The organism is Arthrobacter gengyunqii, assembly GCF_023022985.1.
Taxonomy (GTDB): Bacteria; Actinomycetota; Actinomycetes; order Actinomycetales; family Micrococcaceae; genus Arthrobacter_B; species Arthrobacter_B gengyunqii.
Genome location: NZ_CP095461.1, coordinates 3,279,586 through 3,293,215 on the forward strand (window position 1 = coordinate 3,279,586; position 13,630 = coordinate 3,293,215).

At 64.5% G+C, this 13,630-nt stretch carries 9 protein-coding genes and 1 pseudogene; 6 read left to right on the plus strand and 4 right to left on the minus strand.

Going from position 1 to position 13,630, the window contains the following annotated elements; genetic code table 11:
- Positions 1-15: 15 nt before the first annotated feature.
- Complete coding sequence (gene clpB / locus MUG94_RS15140) at positions 16-2,646, minus strand: ATP-dependent chaperone ClpB (protein ID WP_227907015.1); 2,631 nt, start codon at positions 2,644-2,646, stop codon at positions 16-18.
- A 208-nt stretch (positions 2,647-2,854) separates the two neighbouring features.
- Entirely contained in the window at positions 2,855-3,463 is a 609-nt protein-coding gene (locus tag MUG94_RS15145) for an SRPBCC domain-containing protein (RefSeq protein WP_227890547.1), read from the minus strand.
- A gap of 388 nt (positions 3,464-3,851) precedes the next feature.
- Here MUG94_RS15145 and betT point away from each other — a divergent pair, with 388 nt between their 5' ends.
- Together betT and MUG94_RS15155 are read left to right on the plus strand one after the other, a co-directional pair.
- Positions 3,852-5,963: a choline BCCT transporter BetT gene (gene betT, locus MUG94_RS15150; RefSeq protein ID WP_227907017.1), complete on the plus strand. Its 2,112-nt coding sequence runs from the start codon at positions 3,852-3,854 to the stop codon at positions 5,961-5,963.
- Positions 5,964-6,013: 50 nt separating this feature from the next.
- The gene (locus MUG94_RS15155; protein WP_227907019.1) at positions 6,014-7,978 is read left to right on the plus strand and encodes a penicillin-binding transpeptidase domain-containing protein; all 1,965 of its coding nucleotides are present in this window, start codon (positions 6,014-6,016) and stop codon (positions 7,976-7,978) included.
- 119 nt (positions 7,979-8,097) lie between these two features.
- Here the strand turns inward: MUG94_RS15155 and MUG94_RS15160 are convergent.
- A pseudogene (locus MUG94_RS15160) lies at positions 8,098-8,478 on the minus strand (YccF domain-containing protein); the annotation flags it as partial.
- Positions 8,479-8,566: 88 nt separating this feature from the next.
- Here MUG94_RS15160 and MUG94_RS15165 point away from each other — a divergent pair.
- Positions 8,567-9,052 (plus strand): pyridoxamine 5'-phosphate oxidase family protein, encoded by a 486-nt coding sequence (locus tag MUG94_RS15165; RefSeq protein ID WP_227907020.1) that lies wholly within the window; start codon positions 8,567-8,569, stop codon positions 9,050-9,052.
- 44 nt (positions 9,053-9,096) lie between these two features.
- Positions 9,097-9,660 (plus strand): HutD/Ves family protein, encoded by a 564-nt coding sequence (locus tag MUG94_RS15170; protein WP_227890551.1) that lies wholly within the window; start codon positions 9,097-9,099, stop codon positions 9,658-9,660.
- 94 nt (positions 9,661-9,754) lie between these two features.
- On the opposite strand, the gene MUG94_RS15175 is transcribed toward MUG94_RS15170, so the two are convergent.
- The gene (locus tag MUG94_RS15175; RefSeq protein WP_227890552.1) at positions 9,755-11,377 is read right to left on the minus strand and encodes a DEAD/DEAH box helicase; all 1,623 of its coding nucleotides are present in this window, start codon (positions 11,375-11,377) and stop codon (positions 9,755-9,757) included.
- Between the two features lie 335 nt (positions 11,378-11,712).
- Here MUG94_RS15175 and trmB point away from each other — a divergent pair, with 335 nt between their 5' ends.
- Both trmB and MUG94_RS15185 read left to right on the plus strand, forming a co-directional pair.
- Positions 11,713-12,606 carry a tRNA (guanosine(46)-N7)-methyltransferase TrmB gene (gene trmB / locus MUG94_RS15180; protein ID WP_227890553.1) on the plus strand — a complete coding sequence of 298 codons (894 nt, stop codon included), beginning with the start codon at positions 11,713-11,715 and terminating at the stop codon, positions 12,604-12,606.
- Positions 12,607-12,610: 4 nt separating this feature from the next.
- Complete coding sequence (locus tag MUG94_RS15185; RefSeq protein ID WP_227890554.1) at positions 12,611-13,609, plus strand: NYN domain-containing protein; 999 nt, start codon at positions 12,611-12,613, stop codon at positions 13,607-13,609.
- Positions 13,610-13,630 lie beyond the last annotated feature (21 nt).

The window sequence follows — 13,630 nt, forward strand, 5'->3', positions numbered from 1 at the left end:
GGAGGGGGCACCCGCCTAGGCCGCTTCGACCGTCAGTCCCACCGGTTCGGCCACCAGCTCTTCGCCGTCAAGGCTGACGTTCCCCTCGGGGCGGTCCACCAGCACGGTGTCCCCGTCGCTGATCCTGCCCGCCAGGATGCCGCGGGCGAGCTTATCGCCGATCTCCCGCTGCACCAGCCGCCGCAGCGGGCGGGCACCGTAGGCCGGGTCATATCCGGTCAGCGCCAGCCATTCGCGTGCCGCGTCGGTGACGTCAAGGACCAGGCGGCGTTCATGCAGCCGGTTCGCCAGGGCCTGCACCTGGATATCCACAATCTTGGACAGGTCCTCCAGGCTCAGCGGATCGAACAGGATGACGTCGTCCAGGCGGTTCAGGAACTCGGGCTTGAAGTTGGAGTTGACCATGGCCATGACCGACTCCCGCTTTTGCTCCTCCGTCAGGCCGGGGTCCACCAGGAACTGGGACCCGAGGTTGGAGGTCAGGATCAGGATGACATTGCGGAAGTCCACGGTGCGGCCCTGGCCGTCGGTGAGCCGGCCGTCGTCGAGCACCTGGAGCAGGATGTCGAAGACTTCCGGATGGGCTTTTTCCACCTCGTCCAGCAGGATGACGGAGTACGGCCGGCGTCGGACCGCTTCGGTCAGCTGGCCACCCTCCTCGTACCCCACGTATCCGGGAGGAGCACCGACCAGCCGGGACACCGCATGCTTCTCCGAGTACTCGCTCATGTCAATGCGCACCATGGCACGCTCATCGTCGAAGAGGAACTCGGCGAGCGCTTTGGCCAGCTCGGTCTTGCCGACGCCAGTGGGACCGAGGAAGAGGAAGGAACCGGTGGGCCGGTCCGGGTCGCTGACCCCGGCACGGGACCGGCGGACCGCATCGGAAACGGCGCTCACAGCCTTGGTCTGGCCGATCAGGCGGGAACCGATGTTCTCCTCCATGTCCAGCAGCTTCTGGGATTCGCCTTGGAGCATCCGGCCGGCCGGAACACCGGTCCAGGCAGAGACAACCTCGGCAATGTCATCGGCGGTGACTTCCTCCGAGACCATCAGCTCCCGGGTTTCCTCGCCAAAGGTGCTTTCCTCCGCCTGCTGGGCCGCCTCCAGCTCCTTCTGAAGCGCGGGAATTTCACCGTAGAGGATGCGGGAGGCTTCGGTGAGGTCGCCGTCGCGCTGGAACTTTTCCGCTTCACTGCGGAGCTCATCAATCTGGGCCTTGAGATCGCCCACCCGGTTCAGGCCTGCTTTCTCCGCTTCCCAGCGCGCATTCAGGGCCGCGAGCTCTTCCTTCTTGTTCGCCATGTCCTCACGCAGGACTGCCAGCCGCTCCACGGAGCCGGCGTCCGTCTCGTTGGCCAGAGCCAACTCCTCCATCGTCAGCCGGTCGACTGCACGGCGGAGCTCATCGATTTCCTCCGGAGCGGAGTCGATCTCCATGCGCAGCCTGGAGGCCGCCTCGTCCACCAGGTCGATGGCCTTGTCCGGCAGCTGGCGGCCGGTGATGTAGCGGTTGGACAGGGTGGCAGCGGCCACCAGGGCGGAATCCGCAATGGCCACCTTGTGGTGCGCCTCGTAGCGTTCCTTCAGTCCGCGCAGGATACCGATGGTGTCAGGGACGCTGGGCTCCCCCACATAAACCTGCTGGAAGCGACGCTCCAGTGCAGCGTCCTTTTCAATGTTCTCGCGGTATTCATCGAGCGTGGTGGCGCCGATCAGGCGAAGCTCGCCGCGCGCCAGCATTGGCTTGAGCATGTTCCCGGCGTCCATGGAGCCTTCAGCGGCACCGGCGCCCACCACGGTGTGCAGCTCATCGATGAAAGTGACAATTTGACCTTCGGCGTTGGAGATTTCCTCCAGCACGGCCTTGAAACGCTCCTCGAACTCACCGCGGTATTTGGCTCCGGCCACCATGGAGCCCAGGTCCAGGGAGAGCAGTGTCTTGCCGTTCAGGCTTTCCGGAACATCCCCCGCCACGATCCGCTGGGCCAGTCCCTCGACGACGGCGGTCTTGCCGACGCCGGGCTCCCCGATCAGCACGGGGTTGTTCTTGGTCCGCCTGCTCAGCACCTGGATGACGCGGCGAATCTCGGAATCGCGTCCGATGACCGGATCCAGTTTGCCGCTGCGTGCCATTTCGGTGAGGTCGGTGCTGAACTTTTCCAGCGCCTGAAAGGTGTTTTCCGGGTCGGCATTGGTCACTTTTCGGTCTCCTCGTACAGATGGAAGGGCTGCCTGCAAAGCATCATGGCCGGCACCGTTGTCCCGCAGGGCCTTGCCGGCCGCACCGCTGTCCAGGGACAGACCAAGCAACAGATGCTCCGTCGAAACGAAGGCATCACCCAGTTGTTCGGCTTCCTGCTGGGCCGCGGTGATCACCTGCAGCATGGGACGCGAGAACTGCGGCTGAGCCACTGAAGACCCCGACGACGACGGCAGGGCGTGGATCGCGTTACTGGCGGCGGCGCTGACGGTGTCCGGGTTTGCACCTGCCGCCTTGAGCAGGGCGACCGCGACCCCCTGGCGCTGGTCCATCAGCGCCTTCAGAAGGTGGGCGGGCTCAATTTGGGGATTGCCCGCCGTGGCAGCGTTCATGGCGGCTGCCTGCAGTGCCTCTTGGCTCTTGTTGGTGAATTTGGTGTCCACTACGGGTTCCTTCCAAGCTCAAACTGGATTCCAGCTTCCGGAGCGAGTCCCAGAAAAGATCATCCCACCGGACGCAACAAAGTTGAGTCAATACGACTCAACTAGAATTGTATAGGTTATCCACGGCGTTTGCACGACGATGAGGCCCGGTTTTCCCGCGCTTTGACCGAAAACGTCGAACGCAGACCCGGAATGGCATGAACCCGCTTTAGGAGAGGCCGGGAACAGCTTCGTGCTCGTGGTCCCAGTCCTCTTTGGCCCGCTCCCACTCTGCGTTTCGCGCCTCGTACAGCCGCTGCTGCTCCCCTTCCAGCGAGGTCCAGCCGATCACTCCCATGGTTTCCTGAAATTCCTCCCCGCCGAGATAGCCAGCGAGGTGATCGAGGAAGAATTCCCACCCCGGACCTGCTGCCCATTCCCCGGAATCCGAGTTAATAAGGAAAAAGCCCCTGCGCACCGATGCGTACTTCAACTCCACATGCGTATATGAATCCTCGGCCGCCAAATGCACTTCGAGTTCGGCGGCTTGTCCGCCCGGACGGGTGAAGGAGACCGTCAACAGCCGGGGCGGATCGCACCGCAGGATGGCACCCCTGGTGCCGTCGGGGAGTTCGTAGCTGCCTCCCCGCCGCAAATCCCCCTCGGGCCGTCCCACGTACTTCTCCAAGGCATCCGGGTCCGTCAAGGCCGCCCATACTTCTCCGACGGGATAGGCAATGGTCCTGCCGACGACGATCATGAGCGCGTGGCCGGCTTGGATCTGCCGCCTGCCAAAAGTGCGTTTGGTGGATGCGGCTGCGGAGTCCGGTTCGGACATGGTTTCTACCCCTCTGTAGAACAACCGGCCACCGGTTCGGGCCCTCCAAAGGCCATCGGCGCCGGACGGGCCGTCAGCAGAATCAGTGGAAGCGGGTTGTGCGCCGAGGCCGCGGACGGCCTGTTTTGCAAAACCGTAGCAGGGAAAACCCGTGCTGGACAGGGGTCCGGGAAGGCCCGGCAGCACCGTCCGGCCGTGATCCCAACCATACAAATAAGGGTGCTGATCAGGCTTTTGATAAGTTCGAATTGCCCCCTCAGCCGCCCAGACGGCCGCTGCCGTGCGTGCTGCCGTGAAGAACAGTGCGGGCTGGTGCGTTGCCTGGACACCAACGCTTTTGACTGCCGGAGCAAACTACAACTCCACAGCAACCTGAAGGATTGTCCCCATGAGAGAACTTGCGGACCCGGAGCCTGCGGAAACCGCCGGCCTCCGGACCCGGGTTAATAAGACGGTCTTCATTGGTTCCGCCGCCGGCGTCCTGGCCATTGCCCTCTGGGGGATGCTGGCCACTGACAACGCCGAGTTCGTTATCGGTTCCATGGTGCGGTGGGTCTCCGTCAACATGGGCTGGTACTACTTCCTGGTGGTCAGCCTGACCGTGATCTTTGTCCTGGCCACGGCGCTGACACGCGTGGGCAAGACCAAGCTCGGCCCGGACCATTCCAAGCCCCACTTCAGCATGTTTACCTGGGCGGCCATGTTGTTCGCCGCCGGGATTGGCATTGACCTGATGTTCTTCTCGGTTTCCGAGCCGGTCACCCAGTATCTGGCTCCGCCCGCGGGCGACGGCGCCACCGCGGAAGCGGCGCGGCAGGCACTGGTGCTGACCCTGTTTCACTACGGCATCACCGGTTGGGCACTGTATGCCCTGATGGGCCTGGCGCTGGGCTACTTCGCATACCGGCACAACCTGCCCCTGAGCATCCGATCAGCCCTGCACCCAATCTTCGGAAAGAGAATTGACGGACCGCTGGGCCACGGGGTGGACATCGCCGCCCTGCTGGGCACCATCTTTGGCATCGCCACCTCGCTGGGCATCGGCGTCGTGCAGTTGAACTACGGGCTGAGCTTTATGTTCGGTTTGCCGGAAAACCTTACGGTGCAGATTTCCCTGATTGCCCTGTCGGTCATCATGGCCACCATCTCCACGGTTTCAGGAGTGGAAAAGGGAATCCGCCGGCTCTCAGAGCTCAACGTGATCCTCGCCGTCGGCCTGATGCTCTTTGTCCTGATAGCCGGCAGGACCAGCTTCCTGCTGGACGGAATTGTCCAGAACATCGGCGACGTCCTCAGCAGCTTTCCCTCCATGACCATGGACACCATGGCCTATGACCGCCCGGATGAGTGGCTGAGCTCCTGGACCCTGTTCTTCTGGGCCTGGTGGATCGCCTGGGCACCATTCGTGGGCCTGTTCCTTGCCCGGATCTCCCGCGGCCGGACGATCCGCGAGTTTGTCCTGGGCACCATGATTGTCCCCTTCGCCTTCATCCTGCTGTGGATCTCGATCTTCGGCAACTCCGCCCTGGACCTGGTCATGGGCGGCAATGCCGCCTTCGGGGAAATGGCCATGAACCAGCCGGAGCGGGCCTTCTACGGTCTGCTGGAGCAATATCCCTGGGCGCCCGCGACGGCGGCCATTGCCACCTTCACCGGCCTGTTGTTTTATGTGACCTCTGCGGACTCCGGTGCGCTGGTCATGGCGAACTTCACCTCCCATCTAAAGGATGCGGATTCCGACGGACCGAAGTGGCTGCGCATCTTCTGGTCCGTGGCGACCGGCCTGCTCACCCTGGCCATGCTGATGGTGGGCGGGGTGACCACCTTGCAGAACGCCACCATCATCATGGGACTGCCGCTCTCCATCCTGCTGCTGTTCATCATGCTTGGGGTTTACAAGGCCCTGCGGGTGGAGAACTCGCTCACGGACAGTTACCGCGCCTCACTGCCAAGCATCATTGCCGGGCGCAGCTTGGACGCGCGCGGCGGACGCAGCTGGCGCCAGCGGCTTTCCCGCGTAATGACCTACCCGGGCCCGCGGCAGGCCGAACGCTTTATCCAGACCGTGGCCCGGCCCGCTCTGCAGGATGTCCACGACGAGCTGCGGGAGCAAGGCGCCGACGTTGTCCTCTGCGAAGGCGAAGTTGCCCCGTACGGCATCCACCAACTGGACCTGCAGGTGGGCATGGCCAAAGAGCGTGGTTTCAAATACCAGATCTACCCCGTGCAGTACGACACCCCGTCCTATGCCCACAACGCCTCCGCGGACAGAAAGTATTTCCGGTTGGAGGTGTTCTCCCTTGAGGGCAGCCACGGCTATGACCTCATGGGGTACACCAAGGAACAGGTCATTACTGACGTCCTGGACCACTATGAGACGCATTTGGAGTTCCTCCACCTCAACCGCGAAGTACCGGGCAACACCTCGATTGCGGAGGATCAAGTGACAAGGGACAACTGGGAAGTCGATTTTGCCGGCGGAGAAGGACGCGGCGCCTAAGGTGTGCGGGCGCCGCATCAACCCGATCAGGCACCGGGTACATTGAGCAGATGGGGATAAACCACAAGCTCACATCTGTTCTGGCAGTCTCGGCCCTGGCGCTCACGCTGATGTCCTGTTCGGAGCAAAAGCCTTCGCCCGACAACGCCGCGGCAGCCCTGGCTCAGGGCCTGGCCAAGGCGGACGTTTCGGCAACCGCCTTTACCTCGGGAACCCCCGCGCAGGTGAACACCGAGCTGGAGTCGCTGCTGGCAGGCATGGGCACGGTCCGTCCCGCCGTCACCGTGGCCGGGATCGAAGAAGACTCAGAGGACGACGACGCCGCCACCGCCCGCCTGGCCTACGCCTGGGACGTGAACATGGACTCGGAGCCGGACTGGCAATACGAGACCACTGCGGATTTGCGGCGCGGAGAAGACGATGCCTGGCTTGTCCAGTGGGCTCCGTCGGTACTTTTTGACTCCCTTGCCGATGGCGACCGGCTGGTCCGCACCACGTTCCGCGGAATGCGCGCCGACATCCTGGACCGCAACGGCGACCCCCTGATGAGTTCCCGGCCGGTGCTGCGGATCGGCATCAACAAGCCGGGCCTCCTGGAGGATCAGCAGGCCTCGGCTGCCGCCGCCCTGGCCGAACTCGTCGGCCTGGATCCGGCAGCGTACACAGCCCAGGTTGCAGCGGCCGGACCCGATGCCTTCGTCGAAGCCATCGTGCAGCGCCAGGACGCCGAGGGGCCAACGACTCCCGAAGCCCTGGCCGCCATTCACGGTGCCGTGACCTTTCCCGATACGCGGACCCTCGCTCCCACCCGGACCTTTGCCCGCGCCCTGCTCGGCACCGTGGGCGAGGCCACTGCTGAACTGATAGAGGAATCCGACGGACGGCTCTCCCCGGGTGACCTGACCGGACTCTCCGGGCTGCAGAAGCAGTATGAAGACCAACTGCAGGGAACTCCCGGCATGACCGTCACCATCGAACATCCCACCGACACAACAACCCCGGTCCTTGAGCTGAGGCCGAAAACAGATGCCGTCCCCCTGCAAACCACCTTGGACCCCCGGCTGCAGACCCTCGCTGAAGACATCCTGGAAGACGAGCCGTCGGCATCGGCCATTGTCGCCATTCAACCGTCAACCGGTGACGTCCTCACGGTGGCCAACGGGCCGGGCAGCGAAGGCCAGCAGACCGCACTGCTGGGCCAGTATCCGCCCGGTTCCACCTTCAAGATTGCCACCTCGCTGGCTCTGCTTCGCCAGGGCGTCACTCCCGACAGCACGGTCTCGTGCCCGGCGGAGCTGACCGTCGACGGCCGCAAGTTCAACAACGCGAGCAGCTATCCGGCGGCGTTTGTCGGCGATATTGCCCTGAGGGACGCATTCGCGCAGTCCTGCAACACGGCCTTCATCAATACCCGGGATACCGTGCAGCAGGACGCACTGGCATCCGCCGCGGCGGATCTGGGCATCGGAGTTTCCGCGTCCATGGGCGTACCCGCGTTCTTCGGCTCCGTCCCCGGGGAAGCGGACGGCACGGCCCACGCCGCGTCCCTGATCGGGCAGGGCGAAGTCCTCGTCTCTCCGCTGGCGCTGGCGGTCGCCGCAGCATCCGTGGGCAAGGGCGAACGGGTGACTCCCCTGCTGGTCACCCCCAATACTGCGGCAGAAACAGGCACGGAGTCAGGATCGTCATCAGCGTCCGCTTCAGCGGCGCCCACCGACGCGTCCGACGCCGGATCATTCACCGCCGCAGAGTCCGCTTCGCTCCGGGACATGATGCGCGGCGTTGTTACCGACGGGGGCGCCAAGATGCTGCTGGACGTTCCGGGAGAACCGGTGCTGGCCAAGACCGGCACGGCGGAATTCGGCAGCGAAACCCCTCCGCGGACCCACGCCTGGGTGGTGGCGGTGCAGGGTGACCTGGCCGTCGCGGTGTTCGTCGCCGAGGGTGAACTGGGTTCAACGTCCGGCGGACCGCTGATGAAGGCCTTCCTGGACGGCGCGGCCGGCCAGCCCTAGCCGCGGTACTGCCCGTAACCGGGGGGAGGTCCATACTGTCCGCCGGGGCCGTACCCCGGTCCCTGGGTACCGGGTCCGTAGCCACCGTAAGGCGCGGGCGATCCATACGGCATGAGGCCGGGACGCCCGGTCGGAACAATGACCTTCCCCAGCGGCATCAGCGAGATCGGCACCATCTTCAGGTTCGCGATTCCCAGCGGAATGCCGATGATGCTGACAAACATCGGTATGGCAGTCAGGATGTGCCCGGCGGCGATCCACACACCGGCCACCACCAGCCAGATGACGTTGCCGACCGTGGAGAAAAGGCCGGGGGCGCCGCCGCGGTCCACCACGGTACGGCCAAAGGGCCAGAAAGCGTAGGACGCAATCCGGAAGGACGCGATGCCGAACGGAATGGTCACGATCAGCAGGCAGCACACAATGCCGGCCAGCACATATCCCAGCGCCAGCCAGATGCCCCCGAACAGGAGCCAGATGAGGTTCAGGATGAGGTTCATCGTCTCATTCTGGTGCACCGTGCCCCGCAGCACCATGTCCGGGACGGCAGCTCGTTGTGGTCCGCCTCTCTGCAACTAGACTGGGAGCATGCTGCCTATCAACGATGATGCCGGAACACCCGCTGCCGAGCCCGTGGAACTGTCCACCAACCAGTGCTGGGAGTACATCCGCCAGGCGGAGATCGGCCGGCTGGCCGTCATTGCCGATGCGCACCCCGAAATTTTTCCGATCAACTTTGTAGTGGACCACGGATCCGTGGTTTTCCGGACCGCCGAAGGAACCAAGCTTCGGGCGGCCCTCGAAAACGGAACGGTGGCCTTCGAAGTTGACGGCTACGATGACCGCCTTGGCTTTGCCTGGAGCGTTGTCCTGAAGGGCTCAGCTGTCCGGCTGGAGTCCATCGAAGAGGTGCTCGCCTCGGAGGAGCTTCCCCTCTTCCCTTGGCAGAGCGGGGAAAAGAACCACTTCATGCGGATTGAACCGGCAGAGACCAGCGGCCGCAGTTTCCGAATCAACAAGGCCGCACGCAGGCACTACCTGCGCGGCACCAAGCCGCAGGCTTCCGTCGAGTAAGACAACATTTATCCAGTTCATCGAGTTCATCGAGTCAGGACACAGTGACCAGCACAGCGAACACCGCCGCACCGATTATCCGGTTCCCGGAGCTTCCTTCCGCACCCTGGGGGAACAACAATGGCCGGGTCAAGGACATCGCGTCGGGAACGGGATGGCGCCTAAGTGTTGCCTCCGTCGACAAGCCCGGTGCCTTCACCGCGTTTCCGGGGATGGACCGGATTACCGTGCCGGTGGAGGGTGAGCTGCTGGTGCTCACCGTGGACGGCGCCGAGCACGGCATGGAGAAGTTCCGGCCCTTCCGTTATTCGGGGGATGTTCCCGCCGAAGCCGCCCTGCCCACCGGCCCGGTGACCGTGCTCAACACATTCGTGGACCGGAACACCACAGGTGCCGCGGTGATGGTGGTTGAACTGTCCAAGAAGAACCCGCAAACCCTCGGGCCCGGCCAGCTCCTGGTGCTGCTGCACGGCAGTGCCACGGCCACCGCTGCAGGCGGTTCCGCAACGGCGCTCGAGCCGCTGGACACTGTTGTCGGTGCTGACGAACGTCCGGCAGTGCTGGGACGCGGATATGCCGCCGTCGTGTCCTTCTACGACCTGGACTGACCCGCGGATAAGAATCCGGACCGTAAAACCGAACAAAAAAGGCGCCTGCCTCCCCAAGGGAAGCAGGCGCCTTTTCGCGCTTCAGCGCTGAACCCTAGCGGGAGCGGCGCTCGTTCGATGCCGGAGCGGTGGCGCGGCGGGGGCCGGCACCGCGTGCGGGACGGCCGGCACCGGAGGGTGCCTGCGCACGTGATCCGGCAGCTGAGCGGCCGGCACCTGCGGGAGCCACGTCACCGGCACGCTGGCCCGTGGCCGGACGGCGGTTGCGGCCCTGCGCCGTGGAAGCAGCCGCTGCGCCGCGGCGTCCGTCCTGCGACCGCTGGCGGGGAGCATCGGGCGTGAAATCGTTGCGGTCACGCTCGCTGCGCTCCGTACGCTCAGCCGAGACACGGCCGCGTCCGCCGGATCCGCCCCGGCCGCCGGCACGGGGTGCGGTGGTGGAACGGGCGGCGCGCTTGCGCTGGGCGTTGGCGCCGGTGGACCGGCCGCCGCCCTGCTGCGGTGACTTCGACGCCAGTTGGGCGGCGCGCACATGCGGCTCCACAACGGCGGCTCGATCACCGATCAGCTTTGCGATGGACGGGGAATTGTGCGAAACCTTTTCGATGGAGACGTCAACGCCCGCAGCCTTCATCAGCTTGGACACTTCACTCTTCTGTTCCGGCAGCGTCAGCGTGACAACGGTTCCGCTGGAACCGGCGCGTGCCGTACGGCCTGAACGGTGCAGGTAAGCCTTGTGCTCCGTGGGGGGATCAATGTGGACCACCAGTTCGACGTCGTCCACGTGGACGCCGCGGGCTGCAACGTCAGTGGCGACGAGCACACGCACGTCACCGGTGGAGAATTCCGCCAGGTTCCGGTCGCGGGCGTTCTGGGACAGGTTACCGTGCAGGTCAACGGTGGGAATTCCGCTGTCCGTCAGGAACTTGGCCATCTTCCGGGCATGGTGCTTGGTGCGCATGAACATGATGCGCCGGCCCTGGCCGGAGGCCAGTTCCTTGACCAGCAGCTTCTTGGCCGTCTGGTCCTGGACCAGCAGCACGTGGTGGTCCATGGTGGACACCGCCGCCTGCGGCTCATCAACCGAGTGCGTCAGCGGGTTGGACAGGTAGCGGCGGACGAGCTTGTCCACGCCGTTGTCCAGCGTTGCCGAGAACAGCATGCGCTGTCCCTTTTCGGGGGTGCGGTCCAGCAGACGCTGGACAACCGGCAGGAATCCAAGATCAGCCATGTGGTCGGCTTCATCGAGCACAGTGATTTCAATGGATTCCAGGCTGATGACCTTCTGCTTCATGAGGTCTTCAAGCCGGCCGGGGCAGGCAATGACAATGTCAACGCCGGCCTTGAGTGCTTTTTCCTGGCGCTGCTGGGAAACACCGCCGTAAATAACGGTGGTGGTCAGGCCCAGCTCCTTGGCGAGCGGCTCAATCACGTTGTTGATCTGTGTGGCCAGTTCGCGGGTGGGTGCCAGGACCAGGCCCAGCGGGCGGTTGGGCTTGCGGCGGTAAGCCGCTTCGGCCTCGGCCAGCCGGGTAACCAGGGGAAGAGAGAAAGCGAGGGTCTTGCCGGAGCCTGTGCGGCCACGGCCGAGCACGTCGCGGCCCTTGAGGGTGTCGGGAAGGGTTTCAACCTGAATCGGGAATGCTTCGTCAATTCCGGAAGCGGAGAGGGAGGAAACCAGAGCCTTGGGTACACCAAGGGCAGCAAAAGTAGTCATTAAAAGACAAGCAACTTTCGGTAAGTGGCCCCAAAGCCGTATGGCGCCGGGGGTTCGCCGAAGAAAAGTCAGACAGTGTCCAGTGGCTCGGCCGCAAGTGGCCGGCGGGACAAAAGAAAGCGTTCTATCGACGCAGGTTGCGCTGCTTACACACGCGGCTTTTAGGCGCGGCAGTCACAACAACTTCGTCCAGTTTACCGGTTTGTGCCCAGATTCCTAATCGGCGCCCCGCACGGGACGCCGCGGACAGGCCCGGCGGCGGCCGGTTCCGATGTGTTCCGGGCCCGTGTTCCGCCTGCAAACGGTCCGCTGTACAGCCGATAACATTAAAGGTAATGACTACTGAACCAGCCCTGCCCGACGCCGGCTCCCTGCATGCTGATGATCCGGGGGCAACCGCCCCGGAGGCTATCGTCCCGGATGAAACCGGAGACCCCCGGCACTTCCGCTCCCCGGTGTCCTTCGTGCGGCGCGGATCCCGCCTTCAAGGACGCCGCCAGCAGGCCTGGGACGAGCTTTCCGACCGGTTTGTCATTGACGTGCCGCGCGCCGAAGCGGACACTTCCGTGGACCCGGACTACGTGTTCGACGCCGCCGCGGAGTTCGGGCGCACCGCTCCCCTCGTGGTGGAGATCGGCTCCGGCCTGGGTGAAGCCGTCACTCACGCCGCGGAGCAGAACCCCGACAAGAACTACCTCGCCGTAGAGGTCTACCTTCCCGGCCTGGCCCAGACCCTGCAGCGCATCGGGCAGAAGGAGCTCACCAACGTCCGCGTGGTCCAGGCGAACGCCCCCGAGGTCCTGACCACCATGCTTCCCGCCGGTTCGGTGGACGAGGTGTGGGTCTTCTTCCCTGATCCCTGGCACAAGACCCGCCACCACAAGCGGCGCATGGTCAAGGACGAGTTCGCTGAACTGGTGGCCCGCGTCCTGGTGCCCGGCGGCATCTGGCGCCTGGCCACCGACTGGTCCGACTACGCCGTGCAGATGCGCGAAGTCCTCGATGCTTCCGCACGGTTCGAGAACCTGCACACCGGTGAGCTCGCCGGCGAGGACAGCCCGCTGACCCGCGTCAACCGGGAGGGCTTGGAAAAGAAGGCGCCGGTCAACGACGTCGACACCCGGGGAGGGTGGGCGCCCCGCTTTGAGGGACGCATCCTGACCAGCTTCGAGAACAAGGCCCACCAAGCGGGCCGCCTGATCTTCGACCTGACCTACCGCAAGGCCTGATCCCATGACTGAACCCAATGACGCCCGTGTGGGCCTCTACATCGACTTCGACAACATTGTCATCTCGCGCTACCAGCAGCTGCACGGCCGCAACGCCTTCCAGCGCGACGGCATCCGCAACTTCGACAAGACCAGCCGCGACGCCGACCCCGAGATCGCTGCGAAGCTGACGGCCGCGACGGTCGACTTCAGCGCGATCATCGACTTCGCCGCGTCCTTTGGCACGCTGGTGGTCAACCGTGCGTATGCCGACTGGTCGGTGCCGGTGAACGCCAGCTACCAGCGCCAGCTCATGTCCCGGGCGGTGGACCTCACCCAGCTGTTCACCACCACTACCCGCGGCACCAAGAACGGTGCGGACATCCGTCTCGCCGTCGACGTGGTGGAGGACCTCTTCCGGCTGCCGGACCTCACCCACGTTATTATCGTGGCCGGAGATTCCGACTATATTGCGCTGGCGCAGAAGTCGAAGCGGCTCGGCCGGTTTGTCGTGGGCATCGGCGTCGCCGGATCCACCAGCACCTCCCTGGCTGCCGCGTGCGATGAATTCGAGGACTACGATTCGCTGCCCGGCATCGAGAAGGCCGCAGCCCCGGAGCGCACCAGCCCGGGCCGGAAGCCCGAACCGGAGGCAGTCCAGGCCGATCCTGTCCCCGGCAAGGTCCGCCCGCTCACCACCATCCCCATGTTCTCGGACACCGGCGACACACAGCTGAACGACGAGCCGGAGGCACCCGAGGACATCGATCCGCAGACCATCGCCACGGAACTGCTCCTGCGCGCCCTGCAGATCGGCCATGCGAAGGGCGACGCCGACGAGTGGCTCAACACCGGCACCATCAAAAACCAGATGCGCCGGATGGACCCCTCCTTTAACGAAAAGCCCCTCGGCTACCGGTCCTTCACCGACTTCCTCTCCTCGCACAGCGATCTGGTGGAGCTGGAGGAAAGCGGCCCGCAGCGCCTCATCCGCCTGCGTCCCGACGCTGACAAGCGGCGCTGAGAACCGCAGCACCGGTGCATA

What these genes read in the sequence shown, in the direction of transcription:
- MUG94_RS15155 (WP_227907019.1), top strand. Translation starts at nt 6,014, where the DNA reads ATGGGGATAAACCACAAGCTCACATCTGTTCTGGCAGTCTCGGCCCTG.
- betT (WP_227907017.1), top strand. Translation starts at nt 3,852, where the DNA reads ATGAGAGAACTTGCGGACCCGGAGCCTGCGGAAACCGCCGGCCTCCGG.
- MUG94_RS15165 (WP_227907020.1), top strand. Translation starts at nt 8,567, where the DNA reads ATGCTGCCTATCAACGATGATGCCGGAACACCCGCTGCCGAGCCCGTG.
- MUG94_RS15185 (WP_227890554.1), top strand. Translation starts at nt 12,611, where the DNA reads ATGACTGAACCCAATGACGCCCGTGTGGGCCTCTACATCGACTTCGAC.
- MUG94_RS15175 (WP_227890552.1), bottom strand. Translation starts at nt 11,377, where the DNA reads ATGACTACTTTTGCTGCCCTTGGTGTACCCAAGGCTCTGGTTTCCTCC.
- trmB (WP_227890553.1), top strand. Translation starts at nt 11,713, where the DNA reads ATGACTACTGAACCAGCCCTGCCCGACGCCGGCTCCCTGCATGCTGAT.
- MUG94_RS15145 (WP_227890547.1), bottom strand. Translation starts at nt 3,463, where the DNA reads ATGTCCGAACCGGACTCCGCAGCCGCATCCACCAAACGCACTTTTGGC.